Source organism: Echinicola rosea (assembly GCF_005281475.1).
GTDB classification, from domain to species: Bacteria; Bacteroidota; Bacteroidia; order Cytophagales; family Cyclobacteriaceae; genus Echinicola; species Echinicola rosea.
This window is the reverse complement of sequence record NZ_CP040106.1, coordinates 1,068,947-1,092,070: the sequence shown is the minus strand read 5'-3', so window position 1 is coordinate 1,092,070 and position 23,124 is coordinate 1,068,947. Positions and strand designations below refer to the sequence as shown.

Genomic DNA, 23,124 nt, shown 5'->3' with positions numbered 1-23,124 from the left:
ATTCCCTCCTTGATACCTCAAGAAATAACCGTAATTTGTAGGTCAATTTTCAGTTTACTTCTATGAAAAAAATTGGGCGGTTTATCGGGAAACTTGTTCTCTGGTTTTTTATTATTTCCATCGGGATGACTTTGATCTACAAGTTTGTTCCTGTGTACATCACGCCACTTATGGTCATCAGAATAGTAGAACAGGCTTCAGATGAAAAACGGAATGTGAACCTGGAGAAGGATTGGGTGTCGATGGAACGAATTTCCAAGCATATGGCACAAGCAGTGGTGGCTTCCGAAGACCAAAAGTTTTTGGATCATTTTGGCTTTGACATGGAAGCCATAAACAAAGCAATGGAAGAGAATAAGTCTGGCAAGCGCATCCGTGGTGGCAGTACCATTTCTAATCAAACAGCAAAAAATGTATTTCTCTGGCCGGGAAGAAATTATGTCCGGAAGGGATTAGAAGCATACTTTACCCTGCTCATAGAACTATTATGGTCCAAGGAGCGCATCATGGAAGTTTACCTCAATGTCATCGAGATGGGAGACGGGATTTATGGTGTGGAGGCGGCATCCCAAGCATTTTACCATAAATCGGCGGACAAGCTCAGCCGTCAGGAGGCCGCGATGATCGCAGCAGTACTTCCCAATCCCCTGCGCTGGTCACCAGCCCGCCCTACTGCCTACAATTACAAGCGTCAGGCTTGGATACTCAGAAACATGAACAACCTAAAGCCTGTGGGGTTTGGAAAATAGAACCTAGAGATGACTTGGTCCTTTTAAATGCCTTTGCACGAAGGGCAGTGGGGCATGGGATAATTTCTGTAGTTCCTAATCATAAATGAAGGGTTCGGTTGTTGCCTTTTCAGGAATTTTAGCCAAGTTTCACCAATTAGATTAGGGGATGGGTTGATAAAAGCCGTATTACTTTCGTTGAATATTTGATGAATACATTCGTTAATACCGATGCTTGAAGAAGTTAAAAACCATCTGACCCTGAAAAATCAAATACTTATACTAATAGAAGTCAGTTAAGTTATTTTTTTTTGTATCTTGGGTTTGATAGTATAAAAGTTAAATAATTAGATAATAATACAGCTTACACATAAATTCATTGTTTCATGAAAAAACGAACATTTCTCAAAAATACGGCAGCTTTGGCCGCCGTTTCCATGCTTCCAGGGTCAGTTTGGTCCCTCGCCAAAGGCCAGCGTCTCCGGACAGCACACATCGGCGTATCCAATATGGGCATGGAAGACCTGAAGGCCATTTCCAGTCATGAACTGGTAGATGTAGTGGCGCTTTGCGATGTGGATAAGAATGCCCTTGCTGCCGCCAAAGCCATGCATCCAAAAGCCAAGGTGTATGCAGACTACCGAGAGATGTTTAAAGAAATGTCCGATGCTATCGACGCGGTAGTGGTTTCTACTCCCGATCATACGCATGCGCCGGCTTCCATGATGGCCATGGAAAATGGTAAATCTGTCTATTGCCAGAAGCCATTGACCCACCATGTCTCCGAGGCCAGGGCGATGAACAAATTTGCTGCTGAAAATAATATCACGACCCAAATGGGCATTCAGGTCCATTCATTTTATGACTATCAATTGGCCACCCATTTGATCAGAAGCGGCATTATCGGAAAAGTAAAAACCGTGCGTGCTTGGTCACCAAAAAACTGGGGTTTTGATGGTCCCGCTCCAGAGGGATCGGATCCTGTTCCGTCTAATCTGGACTGGAACCTTTGGCTGGGGACTTCTTCAGAAAGGGACTATAAGGAAGGTTATTACCATCCAGGCAATTGGAGAAAAGTACTGGATTTTGGCTGTGGCACTTTAGGGGACATGGGCGTACACATCTTTGACACCCCTTATAATGCCCTAGAGCTGGATGTCCCCATGACGATCAAGAACAATTGCCGAAAGCCGACCGGTTTTGGGTTTCCAGAAAACAACGAGGTGACCTATGTCTTTCCCGGAACTGCACATACCACTGACACGCTAAAATGGATTTGGTCTGATGGCCCGGGCGCTCCTGCCAAGCACAAGGACCTGAAGCTCCCCAATGGAGACAAACTGCCTTCCCAAGGAGCCATGTTTATCGGCGAAGATGGACGCAGATTACTCCTTCCCCATTTTATGCAGCTGCCCAAGCTCATCGTGGACAATGAATACCAAGAGTTGGATTTAAGCGGAACAGAGCATTTGGGTGAGCCAGTAAGGGATTATGCCAGCGAAGGCAAGAAGCATTACCATCAGTTTGTGGATGCTTGTCTGGGTAAAGATGAGTGTAGTGCTCCTTTTTCCTATGCTGCCAGGTTAACAGAGACGATCCTTTTGGGCACCTTGGCGGGGCGCTTCCCGAACAAGACCCTCCACTGGGATGCAGAAAAAGCCCGGTTTAAGGAAGATGAAGTGAACGAATTGCTGGATGCTCCATACAGGGAGTTTTAAAATCAAAGTAAGATAATTGCCATGTCGATAAAAGGGAGGACTAAGCCAGTTCCTCCCTTTTGTTTTTTGTGGCCATTCAGTGATAGAAAGTGACTGTTGGGTATTTTTCGGATTTCATTCCTTAACTTTGGTTATGGCTTTTTCGATCAAAGGATATCTTTACCAAGAGTTTTCTGCTCGAGGACTGGACACCGATAACGAAGCTTTTATCCATGCACTGGAAGTAGCGCTTTTTTCGGATAAATCCTTGTTTCTTACCGGAAAAGCCGGGACTGGAAAGACCACCTTTCTACATACCCTCCGCAAGCTCAACCAAGACAAAAACATGGCCGTGGTGGCTCCTACGGGAGTGGCGGCCATCAATGCCAAAGGCAAGACCATTCATTCTTTTTTTAAGATCGATCCCCGCCAGCTATTTTTGCCGGGAGATCCAAGGTTACAGCCAAAGAAGAAAGAAAAAGGACTCAATATATTTGAGCAGTTCCAGTACCGCAAAAAGCACCGTGATCTGGTCAACCGGCTGGATATGCTGGTCATTGATGAGGTGTCCATGGTGCGTGTGGAGCTGCTGGATGTCATAGATCAGTTGCTACGTGTGTACCGCAAAAAGATGCACTTGCCCTTTGGAGGGGTTCAGATGATTTTTATCGGTGATCCATTCCAGCTACCACCCGTGGTCAGGCATACGGACTGGGAACACCTCTCTCCGCATTATAGCTCTAGGTTTTTCTTTAGCTCCCATGCTTTTCAGGCCTTGCAGCCCTTGCACATTGAGCTACAGAAAATCTATCGTCAGAAGGACGAGCAATTTAAAGCCATTCTCAATCGTATCAGGGGAAGTGACCATACGCCTGAGGACATCAGGACTTTGAATGAAACCGCCAAAAAATACCGCTTTGACCTGTTGGACGAAGAATATATCCTGATCGGTACGCACAATGCCACCATTGCTGAGATCAACCAACGGAAATTGGGTGAGCTCAAAAAGGAGCCCCGAACGTACAAAGCGGAAATCAAAGATGATTTCCCGCTAAACATGGCACCCTTCGACCCAATTGACCTTACGCTTAAGATCGGGGCACAGGTGATCTTCATGCGTAATAATCCTGATGCCAGGTACTATAATGGCATGATCGGAAAAGTCACCAAAATGAAGGATGAGATGATAGAAGTGGAAGACCGCCGTGGTTTTATCTATGAAGTTCATCGGGAAGTGTGGGAGAACGTGGAATTCGTCTATAATGAAGAGGAAGAACACCTGGACGCCAAGGTAATCGGCACATTCATCCAGTTTCCCCTAAAACTCGCTTGGGCGATTACAGTGCACAAGAGTCAGGGGCTTACCTTTGACCGGGCAATATTGGACATCAGCAGGTCTTTTGAGGCCGGGCAGGCGTATGTAGCGCTCAGTAGGTGCACGACCCTGAATGGCGTGGTACTCAAATCTCCCATTAGGGAATTTAGTGTCAAAGTAAGTCCCGAAAGCCTTGAGTTTAGCCGTCAGCGACTTGGTAGCGACCAGATCGAACAGGAGCTGGAGCTTGCACGTGCTATGCAGCTCCTTAAGCACGCATTTCGGGCTTTCCGAAAAGGGCAATATGAAGTCGCCCAGCAGATGTTTGATGAAGTCATGAACATTCACGATGTGACGCGCTACCAAAAATGGCAACAATTCCTCAGGTTAAAAGAAGCACTGGAAGATCGATTTTATTGTAGAAATTAGTTTATTTTGAAGCTTAAATGGGTTCATCCAAATAATGAAACTCTCCTTTACATCTCGCTCGGTATTAAATTTTATTACCTTTTTATTGCTATTGATTAGTGCATCTTGTGATGAAGAGACACCGCCCCAAAAGCGCATTAACAAGGTACTTGTCATAGGAAATAGCATCACTTACCATCCACCTGCTCCAGATATTGGTTGGAACAATAGTTGGGGAATGGCAGCCAGTAGTCCAGAAAAGGACTATTTCAGTATCCTTAAAAAATCCCTGGAAAATCATAATCCCAATGTTCAGGTTATCCGAGAAAATGTCTATCCTTTTGAGGTTTACTTTTCTTCATTGGATTATGCGGAATATGCCGATCTCAAGGGGTTTGGAGCAGACATGGTCATCGTACGCCTTGGCGAAAATGTCAACACTGATCAAGTAAAAGATCATAATTTTGGAGAGGCATTGATCAGCTTTGTGAATTACCTGAAGAAAGATCAAGAAAGCAAGGTGGTGGTTTCTACTACCTTCTGGCCCAATCCCGTCATGAACGAGCAATTAAGATGGGCTGCCAATAAGGAAAACTGGTTCCTAATCGATATTACTTATTTAAGTGAAGATGATGTAAACATGGCCTTGGGAGAATATGAAAATGAAGGTGTGGCGCGTCATCCCGGTGATACTGGCATGATGGAAATCGCCCGCTTGATCAGGGAAGGCCTTCCATTATAAGTTTGCAAAGAATTATCCAATAGCGTAGTCAAATAGATATTTTGACTGAATTTTAGCGGGTAAATAGCTAATTTAGAGATCATCGAACAATCTCACGTGTTACCTAACATCCGCCATTATGATACAAAAGCTCCCCATTTCTCTCATTTTGCTTTTTATGTTTTTTGCCGGCCATGCTATGGCACAAGAGGATACTCAACCAGAGGAAGAAACCACTACACTTAACAGGGTAGTATTTTCGTTAGGTTATACGTGGATTCCGCAAGGTGATGATTTAGATGATAAGGAATCTGAAGGAGGTTTTTTTGTGCCCGCCATTGGGTTTGATTATTTCAGAAAAGTACATGATCGCTGGGAAATTGGTGTGATGTGGGACTGGGAATTGGAGCATTACATCGTTAGGGAAGAAAACTTAGAGCGTGAGCGATCCATGCTTTTTGCATTGATCGCGAATTATGAACTGATGGAGCATTGGGCGGTTTTTGGAGGTGGAGGCATTGAGCTAGAGAAGCATGAAAACTTGCCCATTTTTAGAATAGGAACCGAATATTCCGTGGATATTGGACAGCAGTGGGAGCTGATCCCTACCTTTGCCCTTGATATCAAAAAAGGTTTTAATACCTATAACTTGGCGGTGGGTTTTTGTAAGCGTTTTTAACCCGCATTTAATGCCGATTAGTTAGTGTGTATCTGGAAATATTGGTTCTATTATTTTTCTGCTAAATTCCAAGATGGTCTTCACCTCTTTACCTTTGTCACTTTTTTGCTTCAGGTCAAAAAAGTAACCAAAAAACCCCGCCGCTACGCCACGGCGCACAGGTGTGCAGCTATTGGCCTAAAATTAAAACCTCCCCTCATGCAGGCAAACTCCTCCTTTCCTAGCTGCCAATATTCTTTTTGGGTAGTATTTCGGCAAACAAGCCTGCCTTTTTGCCCGCCCGCATTTTAATTTCTTAACGCCCAATACCTGCAAGGCGGATTCAGTTAATAAGTCCCAAAAATGTATCGCTTCCTTATTACGGCCCTTGGTATGCCTGTTTTCCAGCCGATGGTGGAGGCCGTTAAGAAAGTGAGTTGGCTCGCGTCGTGGAACAGCGAGACCCACTCGCTTTTAGGTCGTAGCCATCGGGTGGAAATTAAAATGGGTGAAGGATCCACGTCGCAGGGTAAATCCATGTTCCATTTTAAAGGGCATACCACCGGCCTAGATTTTTTTCTTTCTTTTTTCATCAATGGAAAAAAGGAAAAGGATAAAGTCCACCAGGATGATCAGGTTTCCCCAGCCAAAGTCAATCAAAAAAAGAACTTTTAGGTATATGAAAAGAAGGAAATCCCCTTAACTAAACGGCATTGAACCCGCATTTAATGTCGTTTAGTTAGTGTGTATCTGGAAATATTGGTTCTATTGTTTTTCTTGCTAAATTCCAAGATGGTCTTCACCTCTTTACCTTTGTCACTTTTTTGCTTCAGGTCAAAAAAGTAACCAAAAAACCCCGCCGCTACGCCACGGCGCACAGGTGTGCAGCTATTGGCCTAAAATTAAAACCTCCCCTCATGCAGGCAAACTCCTCCTTTTCTAGCCGCCAACATTCTTTTTGGGCAGCCTTTCGTCAAACAAGCCTGCCTTTTTGCCCACCCGCTATTTAATTTCTTAACGCCCAATACCTGCAAGGCGGATTCAGTTAATAAGTCCCAAAAATGTATCGCTTCCTTATTACGGCCCTTGGTATGCCTGTTTTCCAGCCGATGGTGGAGGCCGTTAAGAAAGTGAGTTGGCTCGCGTCGTGGAACAGCGAGACCCACTCGCTTTTAGGTCGTAGCCATCGGGTGGAAATTAAAATGGGTGAAGGATCCACGTCGCAGGGTAAATCCATGTTCCATTTTAAAAGGCAGACCACCGGCCTAGATTTTTTTCTTTCTTTTTTCATCAATGGAAAAAAGGAAAAGGATAAAATCCACCAGGATGATCAGGTTTCCCCAGCCAAAGTCAATCAAAAAAAGGACTTTTAGGTATATAAAAAGAAGGAAATCCCCTTAACTAAACAACATTGATAAAACGGGTTTAACCTGAAATCCGAATCACCCTACCAAAACCAATTATGGGTTTGTCCGCTAGCAACCACCAGGCCCTTAAAAAGTTTAAGGGCAGGAAGGAAAAGGATTTGTCCTGGCGTATTGTACGGCTAGTTTGGAAACTCAATCAATTTTTCGGAAGACCAAGACATTTTGATCATTTCTAAGGGTCAGTTCTAGTCCGTCGATCTTAAAATTGTAAGATTGGTCGGTGATGTGCTGCATGAAGATTCCTTCTGCCTTTAAATTTGGACAAGCCATTTCGGTCGTAGCTACTTTAGAGAACTTGATTTGTTGCTTTTTAATGGAAATTTCACCATTTATCCTGTTGCATCCTCCAAATCCAAAAAAGCGGTTTTCCATTAGGTTAAACTCCAAGTTGGGATTCTTTCCGTCTTTGATAAGTTTTTCACCATTAAGGGTTTCTAGCGCCCAAATGTCATTTAGGCGATAATCTCCTTGATAATCCCCACAGCCTGTATAATCGCGAAATTCACCGTCATTGCCATGCTTGACGCTTACCTTTACTTCATAACCAAATTCCTCTCCAGCCATCGTATCTTGGCATTTTCTACGAAAAATTGTCACGTGAAGGGTTCCTTTTTCTGTCTTTGCCCGATAACTGACCGCATTTACATCCTGCGGCCTTACCGGTTTTGGAATGGGTGCGATGAGCGGCTCACCATCCATAGGGGTGAATACCATTTGTTTGTTAAAATCCATCTCCAAAGACCAGAAGGGTTCATTTCCCCGAGCTTTAAAGCCCACAAAGGACTTCTCCTTAAGTTTCATGTTGAATTCTTCAGGTTTTTCCTTTGTCAAGAAATAGCGGTCTGCAAATGGACTTTCGATGACCTTGCCCGCTATATCCAGCATTTGCAGGCTATCGCCATGGATTTTAAATAGACGCATCCCTTCCTTTTCTTCTTTGTCCAATGCCAAAATTTGGTCGTCTTGGAAGGAAATACGGCCGCTATGTTCAGAGACCTCCTCACTCCTTTCTTGATACACCATCTTCTCGGTATAGCTCGAATCGCCTTTCAAATGTAGTTCATAGCTGATCCCCGGACAGTCAGCACAAGGCAAAACGGTATAAAAAGTGCCCAAAGGCAATTCAGGCTTTTCTTTGGTACATGAGCTCAATAGCACAAGGCTTAAAAAACTTCCATAAAGTAAATGCTTCATAACAAATTTGTTTGTCGTTTCTACTTCTACGCAAAAGGCAGACCATATGCTACTCCGATCACGCCCTTTTTAAGAAAAACTATAAAAACCGTATATTTCATCCATAAATCGCCAACAGATATGCCAGCACATGAAGCCAAGATTGAGCTAAAAAATTACCTCAGCAACTACTTTTCACTGACATCCGTCCAACTTGAAAAGTTGGCGGATCTGTTTCAGCTGGAGACACTGGAGAAAGGGGATTTTTATGCACAAACTGGAATGCCATGTGAAAAACTCAGCTTTATTAAAGGCGGCTACCTGAGGATCTTCGAAACGGCGGAAAATGGTAAGGAAGTCACCCAGTGGATCAGTTCCAAAGGGGAATTTACCGCCGATCTGGGTAGTCTGGTTTTTGGCAAAGCCGCCCGTCGCCACATCCAGGCCATATCAGCATGTGAGCTCTATACCATCAAAAAACAAGCATACCGTTCGCTTTCCGAGACGATTCCGCAGTGGCCGGAAATTGAGAAGCTGTTTATTTCCAAGTGCTTTATCACGTTGGAGGACCGCATTTTTGGCTTTTTGTCCTTGACCGCTGAGGAACGCTACCATCAGCTTTTTCAATACAAACAAGCCTTGTTCAATGAAGTGCCCTTACACTTCTTGGCTTCAATGATCGGAATGACCCCTGAAACATTCAGCCGAATTCGTAGAAATCACACTTCTTGATCTAGATCAAGATGATCTTGCGGGTTACTCCTGATATTTGTGATGATAATAAGAACGCATCATGAAAATAACTACCCGCATTCACATTCACGCCAGACCCGAGGAGGTCTGGGAAGTATTAATGGAGACCAATAAATATCCTGAGTGGAATCCTTTTGTAACGTCCCTGTCCGGTGAGATGGCTGAAGGTAATAGGATCAAGGTAAAACTACCCGGAATGACCTTTGCTCCTAAAATCCTGACGATAAGGCCTTTCAGTGAATTCCGCTGGAAAGGAAAGTTGCTATTAAACGGGCTTTTTGATGGTGAGCACAGCTTTGAGCTTCATCCTTACAATAATGACACTACCTTATTTGTCCACGCCGAAACCTTCAGCGGACTCTTGGTTCCGTTATTCAAAAAACAGCTCCGGACCACGACTAAAGACGGCTTTGAAGCGATGAACAACGCCCTTAAAGAGCGAGTGGAAAGCAGGTTTGGACGGTAATATTAGGCCAGTTTCATGCCAATGCTGCTATTCCAATCCATATTCCTTTTTTTACAGAAGCGAAAGCAGCCTTTAAAGTCTTGGATATGCCATTCCCAACAATTGGCTGTTTTGCGTTCCTGTTTCGAAATCTTGATTAGAGATAAATCCGTTTTCCTTCAGCGTGGCTCTGTTGGGCGGCTTCGATGATCTTTAGGACTTGGATGGCTTCTTCAGGTTTTACTTTCAGGGCCGCTTTTCCTTGGATGGCTTCAGCAATGTTCTCATAATAGGCCAAATAGTTGCCATTTATGGTGGGGATGGGATACTGTTCTTCGGCGAGGTAAACGTTTCCATAGCTAGAGGGACTTTCCACTCCCCATTGGTCACTACCTGGAAGCACGCCGGCCTTGAAGGCCGCTTCTTGGACATCCAAGCCGTATTTGCTAAAGCTACCCTTTTCGCCGAGCACCAAGAATTTTGGTAACGGGGCATTCATCAGGATGCTGGCACTTAGCCTGACCTTGGTCTCGGGATACATCAGCGTAAGGTCAAAGAAATCATCTGCTTCGACACCTTTGCGTTGTTTTAATATTTCTGCATACACCCAAGTAGGCTGTCCAAAAAGCAGTAATGCCTGATCGATCAGGTGTGCTCCCAGATCATAGAGGATGCCACTTCCAGGGACTTGCTTTTCTCGCCAGTTGTGATTTGGCTCAGGTCGGAAGCGGTCAAAGTGCGATTCGAAATGAACGATCCTCCCCAAGGTGCCTTCTTCGAGGAGGTTGACAATGGTCTGAAAATCTCCGTCCCATCGTCGGTTTTGGAAAGCAGAAAGCAGCTTTCCTTGGGCTTTGGCCAAGGCCACAAGGGCTTCAGCTTCGCTTGAGGATACGGTGATAGGTTTGTCCACCACCACATGCTTGCCAGCTTCCAAGGCCATTTTGGCTTGGGGAAAATGGTGCTCGTTTGGCGTGCAGATGACGATCAGGTCTATCTCCGCTTCTGCGAGTAGCGCTTCTAGGCTTTTGTAAACCGTGACGTTGGGATATTTTTCTTTTGACTTGTGGTGGTGCCGCTCCACTACTGCGGTCAGGTCCAGCAAAGGTTCTTGGTGGATCAAAGGAGCATGCATGGTCTGGGCGACTTTCCCAAATCCTACAAGTCCTGTTTTGAGAGGTTTTGTCATTTACAGATTCATTTCCAAGGCCTTTTTCATCAGTTCCACGACTGTGTTTACGCCAAGTTTATGATGGATATTTTTTCTATGGGTCTCGACGGTGTAGATGCTCAGAAAGAGTTCATCGGCGATGGACTGGTTACTGTGTCCATCTTTTATCAAGGATAGTATTTGCAGTTCCCTGCGGGAAAGTTTGAATTTCTGCTTGAATGAATCATAATATTGGTCCTCATCCACTTGTTTTAGCACGCGCTGAAAATGCATCACATGATGGCCGTTGATGACTTCTCTGATGGTATAGACCAATTCATCCGGGTCCGCGTCTTTTAGCACATAGCCATCGATTCCCTGCTTTTGGCATTTTTTAAAAATGTCTTCGTCATCGTACATGGACAGCACCACTACTTTGGATTTGACTTTATTCTTCCTGATCTGTTGGATGGCTGCCAGACCATCCATTCCTGGCATGTTCATATCGGTGAGGATCAAGTCCACTTCCTTGTTTTTCAAAAACTCGACTAGCTCCTTGCCATTACTAAAAACACCTGTTACCTCGATGTCCTCTTCTTTTTGGAGGAGGTTGGCAATGCCTTTGGCAAACATCTTATGGTCATCAGCTAAAACTACGCGAATCATTTTTCAGTTGGTGAGGTCTATTGAATTCGGTTTTACAAACTTGCCCGCTTAAAAGAATAATACCACCATCTTCCTTTAAAATCTGGAAAATACCATTGGTTGGGATCAGTTCAAGCGAATTAAGGGTGTTTGCGATTCTAATTTAACTTTTATCTATTCAAACGGCAATAAAAGTTTGATTTCTGTTCCGATTCCAATGATGGACGAGAGATTTAATGTTCCGCCAATCGTTTCGATACGGGATTTTAGGTTGTGCAGTCCCATTCCTTTGGACTTGTCCTCTGCGTCAAAGCCTTTTCCATTATCTTTCACCGTTACGCTTAAGGCATCATTTTTCTCCATTAGCGAAATGTAGATCACGGAAGGCTCTGCATGTTTTATGATGTTATTCAGGCATTCTTGGATGATTCGGATCAGTACGAGTTTTTTATCCTGATCTAGTGTTAAGGCTTCTACATTTGTCTCAAATTGCGTTTTGCAAAAGCCCGAGGCTTCTATTTTTTGCAGTTCATTGCTGATAAAATCCTGTAGCTTTACTTCTTTTACCCAGTCGAGGTTGAGCCGTTTGGACAGAGAGCGTACTTCTTTGATGGCGTGATTGATCAAGCGCTTTCCTTCTGAGAAGCTCTCTTCGTCCGGACTGTTCAGGGTTAGTTTGGTAAGAGACAAAATCTGGCCGAGATTATCGTGAAGTTCCTGGCCTATAAAGGAAAGCGTTTGGTCTTGGATTTCTTTTTCTACCTTTAGCATAGTCTTTTCATACTCCGCCCTAAGGCTGTCCATTTTCTGGTGGTTGCGCAGTTGCTGCTGCCGGTGGAGCAATACCATTACGATAATAAACCCACTCATCAGGAGCATCAGGATAATCCCACTGAGTACGATGAAGAATATCTGGGTAGGCTCGTAACTCATACTACTCATTTTTAAATATCAAGGGGGCATAAAAGGCAAACCCAAATATAAGGTACATCAAACCAGCCAAAAAACGGTTTACATTTCCCAGCAATTCAAGCAACTGCATCTCCATGGTGTCAAAATACGGGATGGGCATAAAATATACAAAACCCGAACTATAAAAAAATAGAATGGACGTGGTGATCCAAAACTCAGGCACGGAGAGGATGTTCACATTTTGGTACCGCTTCAGGCGGAAAATATCGAAAAAAAACCAGATGCAGCAAGACAAGATGAGCAGCACGGCCACTGCAAAGCTGATGTTTTGGAATTTGTCCATAATATCCTGAAAGTACAAACTGTTGATCAGGCCGACGACTATAAAACCGATCAAGCCAATTCTGATCCGTCGCTTGCCCTTTCGCGTCATCAGGCGATAGAAATACAGGACAATAAAGATGGTCTCCAGATAGACAAAGAAGACATTGTACACGACCAAATTGGGCAGGTGGTGGCTTTCTACCAAATAGTTAGCCACATACTCAAATACCAATACGGTAAGCAGTAACGCAAAAAGCAATTTATAGGAAGAGCTTTTTGATTGGAGGTCACGAAGGAAAAAAACTCCCGCGCAGGTGATTGACCCTAAGAGAATACAAATTAAATAGACACTAAATCCCATAAAAAAATAGTATTAATACCTTCATGAAAACAAAGAATTGCCCGAAATACAGGCAATTCAATGGTATAGAAATTTTGATCAGATTAGCAATTTGGCGGGCAGATTCTTCCTCCATTTTCAGCATCTTCCTCTTCATCATCACCTTCCTTAAATGCAAATGCCTCCAGCCCCCTGTCGTTTGCGGACTTTTTATCCAGGTCTCCTTCGTTGCAGGGTACCATTGCCAGCATCATTCTGCCGACATAATCCTTCCCAAGCGATTCTGTAAAACTCTCGTCGTACTCACCAAAATAAAACTTGATACCTCCCGTGGTCTCATCGGTTTGCTTCAGCACTTTTTCAATCAGTTCTCTATCAAACCATATCCATCGGGTTTGGTCGGTGATCTCACCTTTTACGCCCAAACCAGGCTTGCCGCTGCCGATTTCACTCCTGTATTTGTTCGTAACAGCTTTAAACTGTTTTTTGGTTAGCTTGTTCTTATCCTTCATTTTAGTATTTGTTTATAGGTGATAAATTAATGATTCCTGAAAATTATACCTTTTCTGTTAGATCTTCACTATAAAGCCTGGTCCGGTGATCTGTCATGGCACGGATGATCCATGAATTATCTTACTTAAATGACCTCATATAAATAGCTGGTACTTCTTATGCCTGCGGCAGACATCCGTTTACCTAGAGTGATAATGCTTCTGATTATGCGTATTTCTCTTCAAAAAGGTGCGGCGTATAAAAGGCCAGCCCAAATGAAAGGTACATCACCCCTGCTATTATCCTGTTCAGTTTGGTCCAGGCCACGATAATCTCTATGTTGGCGGCAGCATAAAACTCCATGAACCCAAACAAGGTAAGTGCTTCTGTATAAAAGAACGTAATAAATGCCACGATCCATAAATGAGGGATGCTCAGCAAGTCAGCTTGCGGGTATTTTTCCAGGCGAATGACACTATAGAAAAACCTGGCACACAATCCAATAATAAGCAAACCCATGGGAAGCAAACTATAATATTGGAATACAGCCTGAATGGGCTGAATGACCATTGAATTATATAATCCCCACATCAGAGCGACACCAAAGAGTACAAAATACAGCCGCTTAAGCTTTTTTCGGTGCTCCAATAAGGTGAAGTAATAAACGATAAGATAAGACTCTATATATATCCAACAGACATTGTAAAGCAAGAGGTTATTGATTTGCTTGCTGGCGGTATATTCCCCTACTGCTTCCAACAAAAACACGAACAAGAGAGTAATCAATAGTAGTTTGTGGGTAGATTTGTACGTTGGTTTGTTATAGAAATAGCAAATCACTCCTCCCACTAAACTACAAAGAATGACTCCCAAATATGCGGTTTGACTCATAAAATTTTCCCTACATTAAACCTATACCAAAGAATTGAGAACAGATTAATATGTGATTTTTTCCAATATGCTAAGGTAATTGCTTAATAATTAGGGGTAAATACCGTGATCATGGTATTTTTGCCCATCACTGTAGGGTATAAAGTGAATGAGGTCATCAAGACAACTGTAAAAATGATGAAGATTTTTGTGTGATTTGGGAAAGTCCCGGGATAATAAAAAAGCACCCTGCATTTTCGGCAGGGTGCTTTTGATATTATAAAGCCTATGGCTCGATTATGCTACTTTTTGGCTCTCTTCTTTTTCTTGTTCGATCTCTCTCTTCATCAGGTCCACGACAATCGGTGTGGCGATGTAAATGGAAGAGTAAGTTCCGACCAATACTCCCACAAACAAGGCGAAAGAGAATCCTCTCAGCACCTCACCCCCAAATACCAACAATACAATCACCACGATCATGGTAGTGAAAGAAGTGATCAGTGTTCTGGCCATGGTTTGGTTGATGGCATCATTAAACATCCTTACCAGTTTGGAAGTGCCGCGGTTAGAGATGTTTTCCCGAATACGGTCAAATACGATCACCGTATCGTTTATGGAATAACCGATCACGGTCAGCATCGCGGCGATGAATACTTGGTCGATCTCAAAGGTCGCTCCGAAAGCACTGGCAATCGCAAAAGCGGCGACCACAAACAATGTATCGTGTGCCAGGGCAATGATAGAGGCCAATGAATACTGCCATTTACGGAACCTCAAGAGGATGTACAGGAAGATCGCTACCAGTGCAAAGAACATGGCCTCCATGGAAGAGTTCTTGATATCATCGGCCACGGTAGCTCCTACCTTGGATGAACCGGTGATGGTAAATGAAGTATCATCCATTTGGGCGATATCATCAACGAAGCTAAAACCTGTCACGTCAGCGATGCCTTCACGGACTTTGGTCGCTACTTCGCTATTGGCTTCATCAGAATCATCATTGATAAGGTAAGAAGTGGTGATCTTGACGACATTATTGGAGCCGTATGTTTTGGCTTCTACAGATCCATCAAAGGATTTGTCCAAACCGGTTTTTAGCTCAGATGCAGCTACTGGCTCGGCAAATTCCACAATGTAAGATCGCCCACCTGTGAAATCCACACCAAACTTCAGTCCGTTGATCACAGCAAAGGCAAGACCAATGATGATGATTCCTGTAGATATCAAGTAGGCTACTTTTCGCTTGCCCAAGAAGTCGATGTTCAGGTTGCTGAACAGGTTTTTGGCAAATGGCGAGGCAAAGGAGATTTTGCTCTGCTCACCTTTCTTGCTCATCCAGTACACGATCACTCGGGTGATAAATACCGCAGAGAAGAAGGAAGAAGCAATACCGATCATCAATACGATCGCAAAGCCTTTCACAGGGCCTTGGCCAAGGGCATATAGGATAGCGCCGGTCAGGAATGTCGTGACGTTAGAGTCAAGGATGGCGCTGAAAGCCTTGTTATAACCACTCGTAATAGCCTGTAATAAGCCCGCACCAGCAGCCAGTTCCTCCTTGATCCTTTCGAAGATCAATACGTTGGCATCAATGGACATCCCGATGGTCAGTACAATACCTGCAATGCCCGGTAGCGTAAGGGCAGTACCTAGCTGGGCAAGAATTCCCAGGATAAAGAAGATATTGAACACCAATGCTGCGATGGCCACAAAACCACCTTTAGCATAATAGGCGATCATAAACAATACCACGATCACCAAGCCGGCTACCATGGAGTTGATCCCTTGTGCCTGTGCTTCTTTGCCCAATGTGGGGCCGATGATCGCTTCTTCTACGATCTTGGTTGGTGCAGGTAGCGTACCTGACTTCAAGATATTGGCCAAATCCTTGGCCTCTTCGATGGTGAAGTTACCGGTGATTTCTGATTGGCCACCTGGAATTTCACCAAGGATATTAGGTGCGGTATAGACATAGTTGTCCAGTACCACCGCAATTCTTCTACCGATGTTTTCGGCAGTCATTTTTCTCCATTTTCTAGCACCATCAGCATTCATGCTCATGCTTACCGCAGGATTGGAGCTTTGGTCCAGCACCTGCTTGGCGTCTGTGATCACATCACCTTCCAGAGGAGCTTGTTCTGTGCCTCTTGGCGTTTCCATTGCGTGGAGTTCTAGTAGCTCTTCACCCTCTACTTCACGCGGCTTCACCGACCACATGAAGGTCAGTCCACGAGGAAGCAGTGGTTTGATGTCTTCCCTGTTAAGGATTCTATTGATGGTAACAGTGTCTTTTACATCATAAACTAGCCCATAGTTGGCTTTTAACAGTGAGAAAAGCGGAGAAACTTCCGAGGAGAGCGAGTCCGTCTCGTCACCACCTTCAGCAAGCTGTCGCTCCAAGTCGGTCATGGTCGTGTCCGATGCCGCACCGGTGGTGTCGGTTTCTGATGAAGCAGAAGTGGACTTGTTAGCTTTGGCCTCGGCGATCAATGCGGCATTGATCCGCTGAAGCGCATCGCCATATTCGTTGATCTCGGCCACTCGCCAGAATTGCAGCTTTGCCACTCCTTGCAGCAGGTTTCTTACCCGCTCTTGATTGTCCACGCCTGGCAGCTCGATCTGGATTCGGCCTGTACCTTGGATCCGTTGGATGTTTGGCTGGGAAGTACCAAATCGGTCAATACGCGTTCTCAGGATATTGAAAGAACGGTCAATGGCATTTTCTACTTCTTCATCAATGATGCTGAGGATTTCACTATCGGAAGATTCCAAAGAAATCCTGCCACGGTTGGCAGCAGTAGCATAGATGGTGTTCAATTGCTTGTTGCCGGACTTTTCTTTCCAAGCAGTATAGAATAAGTCCACAAACTTCTCATTGGAAGTTCTTGACAATTCTTCCGCTTCGTCCACGGCGGCATTGAATGCTTCGTTCTTGCTGTTACCGGCAAGGCCTTTTACAATCTCCACTGGCGAAACCGCCAAGGTCACGTGCATACCGCCTTGAAGGTCCAATCCAAGCCCAAGCTCGGTTTCCTTTACCTCTTTAAAGGTGTATTCGATACCCAGAAAGTTGTAAACCGGCTCTCGCCAGATCGAATCCAGGTAAGATTGTTTTTTGGCGAAATCAAGATTGCCCTCTGCGTCTGTGGCATAGGCGATCGCGTCCTTTTGGACGTTACTCGAAACGTAGGTAAATGACAGATAGTACAAGCACAAGGCTGTAACAATCACTGTCAAAAACACAATGATCCCTTTGTTTTGCATGATCTAATTAAATGAAATAACTATAATTAATAATGTTGATTGAAATTCAATAGAGAATGATCAGCAGCGGTGTGGCGCTGCTGCTAGCGGAATGAAAAAGTAGCTTTACGGTGCATTGGGAGCCACGATCTGCTCCAACAGTACTTCCAAAAAATGACTTGGATATCGTGCCATCGTCGCTTGAGGTATGGCGCGTTGCTCTTCGAAGCCGATGATTTCATAGATCAGTTTCATTGTGCTTTCTGCCACCAAACTCGCAAATGGAACCATCACGGCGTCAGTAGCAACATCCAAAAATGTTTGATTGTCCTGATCATCATCCCCAGAATGCTGGGAGTATTCGATGTTGTCACCATCTGATGACTTTTCGGTCGAACTCAAAAAATACTGTGAATTGGAAATAATAAAGCAGCAAATAGCCACCAAAAGGACGGTCATCCTTTCGTGAATTATATTTCGATTTGTGCCTTTATTGCCGCTCATAGACAGCAAATGTAGCTAATTTTTGAAACAAAAGCATTTTTTGAGAAAAAATGTTATGTGCTTCGCTGTCGTCAGAACGATAAAATAGGGTTTGGAAGATATTAGTCGTTATTTTTCAGGTCGCCTCGCTTGATGGATTTGATAAATTCAGCCCAAGCAAATGGATTGAGCAGTGGGAAAGATCTTGGTCCATAACGGTCCTGAAGCTGTTGCATTTGGCCACTTTGGAAGGTCCTGAAGTTTTCATTGGCAGAAGCAGGCATCTGTTCAGCCCATCGAAGGAGCATTTGAGGGCTAAGATTGCCACGGTCAAGCGGGATCTCTTCGACATTCATAGCCAATACCGCTTGCTTGAATTCCTCTTCGGTAGGGTAAGGCATCACCTCGACTTCTCCAAGCGCAATTTCATCCTGAGCCATGGTGAGGATAAGGCTGAGCTTATCTTTCGCTACCTTTGCAGGTACTTTGAATGCCTGGTTTTTGAGACCTACAAAGCTAAAAACCACACTATCACCTTCTGCCACGGGCAGTGAGAAATAACCGAATTGGTTGGAACTGGTCCCACGGCCTTTGCGAGGTACATAGACGTTCACACCGGAAACAGCGCTGGTACTGTCGGCGTTAAGGATAATTCCTGACAGCTGTACTACTTTTTTTTCCTGTGTGTCCTGGGCATGTGCATTTGCCGTTAGCAAAAAGACCAGTACAAAGCAAAAAAAGAAACCAAGATATGTAAATGATATTTTCAAAATAGCCCTTTATTAAAAGAAACGATAGGACATTAAAATAGTTCGCCCTACACCCCTGAATTCAACTGCTATTATAGGTTATTTTCCCCGTATTTTCTTAATTTCAGGCAGGTTTCTTCGTTAAAAGTTATTAAATGCGACTCAAGAATATCAGTTTGAATTACGGGATGCGGGTTTTTAAGGCACTTTCCGAAGAGTCCAGGGTAAGGATTATCCACCTCCTGATCCAAAATAAGGAAATGTGTATTTCCGATCTGGAACATATTCTGGACTTTACCCAAACCAAAACAAGCCGACACCTCGCCTACTTGAAAAACGCAGGCTTGGTGGGAAGTAAAAGGATCGACCAATGGACATTTTATTATATTTTGGATGAAGCGGTCGAGATCATCAACCAGATTTTTAAGTTTATTGAAAAAGATGTAAATCTTTTACGTGATCAGGAGATTTATGAAATACTGCGTTCCAATAGGGAACTGGCCATTAATAAAATTGAAAATCATCCGTACCGGTAAACCAACGTATCGTTTTGAAAAAGTATAAGCACCTTTTTTTTGATCTGGACCACACGTTATGGGATTACGATCGTAACGTGCAGGAATCCTTATCGGAGTTATATGAAATTTATGCCCTAGAGGGACTTGGGGTACCCACCAACCATGATTTCTACCACACCTTCCTTCAGGTAAACAATGGGCTTTGGGAGGATTATAATGTAGGGGCATTGGATAAGGTCACCCTGAGAAAAGAGCGTTTCAGGAGAATATTTGATGAATTTGGCGCGCATAATGTCCCCGTACCCCATGCCATGGAAGAGGATTTTATGAAACGTACCTCGTCTAAGCGCCATCTGTTTCCCTATTCAATAGAAATCCTGCAATATCTTCACCCCAAGTACGAGCTTCACATCATCACCAATGGCTTTAATGAAAGCCAGGCACTGAAAATGACCTCTTCTGGCATCCAGTCCTTCTTTCAGCTGGTAGTCACCTCAGAAACCACGGGGCATAAAAAACCTGATAAGCGGATTTTTGAATATGCCATGAACCAACTGGGGGCTTCACCGGATGAATGCCTTATGATCGGGGATAATCCCATTTCGGATATTGAGGGTGCCAGAAATGCTTCCATTGATCAGGTGTTTTTTAATCCTTCCAAGCTAAACAATGAGCTATTGGCGACGTTTACTATTAGTGATTTAGAGGAATTGAAAAAAATACTGTGATCCCTCCAAAAGCTAACTTTGGCATGGTATTTTAGGGTATATTCCTATATTTGTTTCATACAGAATATATAAAACTCAAATCATTATGCTAAAAGGTTTTTTTAATGTTCCGGAACCAAAAAATGAACCGGTTTTTGATTATGCACCAGGGACACCCGCCCGTGCTAGCCTGCAGGCAGCCCTGCAGGAGGCACGTTCCAAGGAGGTAGATGTTCCGATGTATATTGGAAGTGAAGAAGTAAGAACAGGGAACAAGGTTCCGCTGTCTCCTCCTCATGACCATCAGCATCTTCTTGGACACTTTCATGAGGGCGACAAGTCCCATGTAGAGCAGGCGATCAATGCCGCTTTGGGTGCCAAGGAAGCTTGGGAAACCATGGAATGGGAGCAGCGCGCCGCTATTTTTCTGAAAGCCGCCGATCTAATAGCAGGCCCTTATCGATATAAAATGAACGCAGCGACCATGCTGGGACAATCAAAAAATGCTTTCCAAGCCGAGATTGATTCTGCCTGTGAAATCGTGGATTTCCTGCGGTTCAATGTCAAATATATGACCGAAATCTACAAGCAGCAGCCTCCTATCTCTGGAGACGGAGTTTGGAATAGGTTGGAACAGCGGCCGTTGGAAGGATTTGTCTTTGCTTTGACCCCGTTTAACTTCACGGCCATCGCGGGAAACCTGCCTACAGCACCTGCCATGATGGGCAATACCGTCGTGTGGAAGCCAGCCTATACGCAGATTTACGCCGCCAATCTCTTGATGCAGGTGTTCAGGGAAGCGGGCGTTCCTGATGGTGTCATCAATTTGGTCTATGTGGATGGCCCTTCTGCCGGTGAGGTGATTTTCGAACACCCGGAATTTGCCGGGATTCATTTTACAGGATCCACAGCCGTATTCCAGACCATTTGGAAAACTATCGGTAACAATATCGAGAAATATAAATCATATCCTAGAATCGTTGGGGAGACGGGTGGTAAGGACTTTGTCATCGCACACAAGTCTGCTGATGCCAAGCAATTGGCCACTGGCTTGGTTCGTGGCGCATTCGAATTCCAAGGCCAAAAATGCTCAGCCGCATCCAGGGCCTACATCCCTTCCAATCTTTGGGAAGATGTGAAAAAATACATGAAAGAAGACTTGGCCACCATCAAAATGGGTGGGCCGGAAGATTTCAGCAACTTCGTCAATGCGGTAATCGATGAAAAGTCCTTTGACAAAATCGCCAAATACATCGACAAGGCAAAAGCAGATGGTCTGGAAGTCGTGGCCGGTGGCAACTACGACAAGTCTAAGGGCTACTTTGTAGAGCCGACGGTGCTCCTTACCAAAGACCCGATGTACACTACGATGTATGAAGAGATCTTTGGCCCAGTGCTGACCATTTATGTCTATCAGGAAGATCATTTTGAGGAGGCACTCGAGCTAGTGGACAAGACTTCTCCGTATGGATTGACCGGTGCGATCTTCTCCCATGATCGTTACGCTGCGCAGCTGGCCACGCAAAAGCTCAGAAATGCTGCGGGCAACTTCTATATCAATGACAAGCCAACTGGAGCGGTGGTTGGTCAGCAGCCGTTTGGCGGTGCGAGAAAATCAGGTACCAACGATAAGGCAGGAGCAATGATCAATATGCTACGTTGGGTATCACCAAGGACCATCAAGGAAACCTTCGTCACGCCAACCGATTATCGATATCCATTCCTCGGTGAAGAGTGAAGTGATTGGATAATTGACGTGTAATCATTTGGTATGGCCATCCGCTGCGGCGGATGGCTTTTTCTTTTGTTGCCCTAAAAGTTATTTAGGTTTGCGAGACGACTATATTTTTAGTAGATTTTAAAAACTTTAGTTATGCAATATCTATTTCCCCGATATATCATACCCTTCTTTTGGGCCGGAATTCTATTCAGTTGCCATAGTAAATCAGCTCATAACAATACATTAGAATCTGGTAACCTTAGGGATTTGGTAAAGGATACTTTATGGCTTGAAAAAGATATTAATACACAGTCGCTGGGAAATGATTTTACCTATCTGGAAAAAGAAGGAAAAGTACTGCTTGGCCAGGTTAATGGTCGCAGGCTTTTGCTGTATGATGCCCAATCGGGTAGCCTTTTATCTGCCCAGCCTTTTGAAGAGGAAGGCCCCAATGGCATAGGCAGTTTTATTTCTGGTAGCTTGATCAGTGAAGACAGCGTGCTGTTTCTGTCCGGTGGAAAGCAGCTGATCGTGGCAGATCATCGGGCCAAGGTACTCAGTAGGCATGATCTCCCTGCCCACGAAAACACTGTAAGGGGAAGCAGCCATTATGCCACTTTTGTCCACAATCCGATTTACCTCATAGGGAATAAGGTCATCCTTACTGATGTCCCATTTGTGCTGAAAGCACCCATGTTGGCATATGAAAACTGGCTAATGCAATATGATTTGCAAACTGACGAGGAGAAATATGTGCCCTTTACTTTTCCGGAGAAGTACGAGGACTTTCTGGATGATTCGGAGTTTTGTCACTATTCCCACGCATATTCGGACCGTAAAAAGGAACATTATATTTCATTTGCGGCGGATGATAGGCTACTCTGCATTAGAGATGAAAAGCATTCGTGGGTGGATGCGGGAAGTAGTGAACCCATGGAATTTTTGCGTGGCACAACAGACAAAAGTGGTGAATACATCGTTTTTAATCCAAATCCTGAGTCCAGTCAGTATGGAACCTTGCAGTACAGTCCTTGGCATGAGCTGTTGGTTAGAGCAGCAAAATTATCAGTGGATACGGAGCGTAAAGTAGAACATCAAAGCTTCATTCTATTGGATAAAAGCTTAACCAAAACTGCAGAGTTGAAATTTACATCTCGGGAATTTTCTTCTTTGGGATTTTTTATGCCTGATGGCTTTTACCTGAAACTTGCCCAGCAGGAAAGTGATGACAAAATAGGCTATGCCAAGATTATTTTACCTGGAATGGAGTAGCAGTTTTTACCATAGGAGCTGCCGAATTAATCATCCTCACGGTGGCATGAAGGAATTGTCTTTGAACCGGGAATCAATGCCGTTTAGTTAGTATGTACCTGGAAATATTGGTTCTATTGTTTTTCTGCTAAATTCCAAGATGGTTTTCATCTCTTTACCTTTGTTACTTTTTTGCTTCAGGTCAAAAAAGTAACCCCAAAAACCCCGCCGCTACGCCACGGCGCACAGGTGTGCATCTATTGGCCTAAAATTAAAACCTTCCCTCATGCAGGCAAACTCCTTCTTTTTAGCTGCCGACATTCTTTTTGGTCAGCATTTCGTCAAACAAGCCAGTCTTTTTGCCCGCCCGCTATTTAATTTCTTAACGCCCAATA

23 protein-coding genes are annotated in these 23,124 nt (G+C 44.2%); 13 read left to right on the top strand and 10 right to left on the bottom strand.

Features of this window, described 5'->3' with window-relative positions; translation table 11 throughout:
* Window positions 1–62: 62 nt before the first annotated feature.
* The 7 genes from mtgA to FDP09_RS04550 all read left to right on the top strand — a co-directional run bounded on the left by mtgA (window position 63) and on the right by FDP09_RS04550 (window position 6,900).
* Window positions 63–749 carry a monofunctional biosynthetic peptidoglycan transglycosylase gene (gene mtgA / locus FDP09_RS04580; protein ID WP_137401525.1) on the top strand — a complete coding sequence of 229 codons (687 nt, stop codon included), beginning with the start codon at window positions 63–65 and terminating at the stop codon, window positions 747–749.
* A gap of 365 nt (window positions 750–1,114) precedes the next feature.
* On the top strand, window positions 1,115–2,446 hold the full coding sequence (locus FDP09_RS04575; RefSeq protein ID WP_137401524.1) for a Gfo/Idh/MocA family protein: 1,332 nt from the start codon (window positions 1,115–1,117) through the stop codon (window positions 2,444–2,446).
* Between the two features lie 133 nt (window positions 2,447–2,579).
* On the top strand, window positions 2,580–4,169 hold the full coding sequence (locus FDP09_RS04570) for an ATP-dependent DNA helicase (RefSeq protein ID WP_137401523.1): 1,590 nt from the start codon (window positions 2,580–2,582) through the stop codon (window positions 4,167–4,169).
* 85 nt (window positions 4,170–4,254) lie between these two features.
* Complete coding sequence (locus FDP09_RS04565; protein ID WP_137401522.1) at window positions 4,255–4,890, top strand: SGNH/GDSL hydrolase family protein; 636 nt, start codon at window positions 4,255–4,257, stop codon at window positions 4,888–4,890.
* Window positions 4,891–5,008: 118 nt separating this feature from the next.
* The gene (locus FDP09_RS04560) at window positions 5,009–5,548 is read left to right on the top strand and encodes a hypothetical protein (RefSeq protein WP_229683397.1); all 540 of its coding nucleotides are present in this window, start codon (window positions 5,009–5,011) and stop codon (window positions 5,546–5,548) included.
* A 342-nt stretch (window positions 5,549–5,890) separates the two neighbouring features.
* Complete coding sequence (locus FDP09_RS04555) at window positions 5,891–6,202, top strand: hypothetical protein (protein WP_137401521.1); 312 nt, start codon at window positions 5,891–5,893, stop codon at window positions 6,200–6,202.
* 386 nt (window positions 6,203–6,588) lie between these two features.
* Entirely contained in the window at window positions 6,589–6,900 is a 312-nt protein-coding gene (locus tag FDP09_RS04550; RefSeq protein ID WP_137401520.1) for a hypothetical protein, read from the top strand.
* A 186-nt stretch (window positions 6,901–7,086) separates the two neighbouring features.
* On the opposite strand, the gene FDP09_RS04545 is transcribed toward FDP09_RS04550, so the two are convergent.
* Window positions 7,087–8,148 carry an META domain-containing protein gene (locus FDP09_RS04545; protein WP_137401519.1) on the bottom strand — a complete coding sequence of 354 codons (1,062 nt, stop codon included), beginning with the start codon at window positions 8,146–8,148 and terminating at the stop codon, window positions 7,087–7,089.
* A gap of 120 nt (window positions 8,149–8,268) precedes the next feature.
* On the opposite strand from FDP09_RS04545, the gene FDP09_RS04540 reads away from it, so the two are divergent.
* A complete protein-coding gene (locus tag FDP09_RS04540) occupies window positions 8,269–8,859 on the top strand; it encodes a Crp/Fnr family transcriptional regulator (RefSeq protein ID WP_137401518.1) in 591 nt (196 codons plus the stop codon).
* Between the two features lie 61 nt (window positions 8,860–8,920).
* Complete coding sequence (locus tag FDP09_RS04535; protein WP_137401517.1) at window positions 8,921–9,346, top strand: SRPBCC domain-containing protein; 426 nt, start codon at window positions 8,921–8,923, stop codon at window positions 9,344–9,346.
* A gap of 136 nt (window positions 9,347–9,482) precedes the next feature.
* On the opposite strand, the gene FDP09_RS04530 is transcribed toward FDP09_RS04535, so the two are convergent.
* The 9 genes from FDP09_RS04530 to FDP09_RS04490 form a co-directional block, all read right to left on the bottom strand.
* Entirely contained in the window at window positions 9,483–10,514 is a 1,032-nt protein-coding gene (locus FDP09_RS04530; RefSeq protein WP_137401516.1) for an oxidoreductase, read from the bottom strand.
* Entirely contained in the window at window positions 10,515–11,141 is a 627-nt protein-coding gene (locus FDP09_RS04525) for a response regulator transcription factor (protein WP_137401515.1), read from the bottom strand.
* 153 nt (window positions 11,142–11,294) lie between these two features.
* Window positions 11,295–12,053, bottom strand: coding sequence for a sensor histidine kinase (locus FDP09_RS04520; RefSeq protein WP_137401514.1), 759 nt, complete (start codon window positions 12,051–12,053; stop codon window positions 11,295–11,297).
* 1 nt (window position 12,054) lies between these two features.
* Entirely contained in the window at window positions 12,055–12,615 is a 561-nt protein-coding gene (locus FDP09_RS04515) for a hypothetical protein (protein WP_229683396.1), read from the bottom strand.
* 185 nt (window positions 12,616–12,800) lie between these two features.
* Window positions 12,801–13,208: a hypothetical protein gene (locus FDP09_RS04510; protein WP_137401512.1), complete on the bottom strand. Its 408-nt coding sequence runs from the start codon at window positions 13,206–13,208 to the stop codon at window positions 12,801–12,803.
* Between the two features lie 205 nt (window positions 13,209–13,413).
* A complete protein-coding gene (locus FDP09_RS04505) occupies window positions 13,414–14,079 on the bottom strand; it encodes a hypothetical protein (RefSeq protein ID WP_137401511.1) in 666 nt (221 codons plus the stop codon).
* Between the two features lie 276 nt (window positions 14,080–14,355).
* The gene (secDF, locus tag FDP09_RS04500; protein ID WP_137401510.1) at window positions 14,356–17,322 is read right to left on the bottom strand and encodes a protein translocase subunit SecDF; all 2,967 of its coding nucleotides are present in this window, start codon (window positions 17,320–17,322) and stop codon (window positions 14,356–14,358) included.
* Window positions 17,323–17,427: 105 nt separating this feature from the next.
* Window positions 17,428–17,760, bottom strand: a complete 333-nt coding sequence (locus FDP09_RS04495) for a hypothetical protein (RefSeq protein WP_229683395.1) — start codon at window positions 17,758–17,760, stop codon at window positions 17,428–17,430.
* A 146-nt stretch (window positions 17,761–17,906) separates the two neighbouring features.
* A complete protein-coding gene (locus FDP09_RS04490) occupies window positions 17,907–18,509 on the bottom strand; it encodes a carboxypeptidase-like regulatory domain-containing protein (RefSeq protein WP_373289252.1) in 603 nt (200 codons plus the stop codon).
* Between the two features lie 179 nt (window positions 18,510–18,688).
* Between FDP09_RS04490 and FDP09_RS04485 the strand changes: the two genes are divergently transcribed.
* The 4 genes from FDP09_RS04485 (at window position 18,689) to FDP09_RS04470 (ending at window position 22,750) form a co-directional block, all read left to right on the top strand.
* Window positions 18,689–19,069: an ArsR/SmtB family transcription factor gene (locus tag FDP09_RS04485; RefSeq protein WP_137401507.1), complete on the top strand. Its 381-nt coding sequence runs from the start codon at window positions 18,689–18,691 to the stop codon at window positions 19,067–19,069.
* A 14-nt stretch (window positions 19,070–19,083) separates the two neighbouring features.
* Window positions 19,084–19,779 (top strand): YjjG family noncanonical pyrimidine nucleotidase, encoded by a 696-nt coding sequence (locus FDP09_RS04480; RefSeq protein WP_137401506.1) that lies wholly within the window; start codon window positions 19,084–19,086, stop codon window positions 19,777–19,779.
* Window positions 19,780–19,864: 85 nt separating this feature from the next.
* A complete protein-coding gene (gene pruA / locus FDP09_RS04475; protein WP_137401505.1) occupies window positions 19,865–21,496 on the top strand; it encodes an L-glutamate gamma-semialdehyde dehydrogenase in 1,632 nt (543 codons plus the stop codon).
* 135 nt (window positions 21,497–21,631) lie between these two features.
* A complete protein-coding gene (locus FDP09_RS04470) occupies window positions 21,632–22,750 on the top strand; it encodes a DUF4221 family protein (RefSeq protein ID WP_137401504.1) in 1,119 nt (372 codons plus the stop codon).
* Window positions 22,751–23,124: the final 374 nt, after the last annotated feature.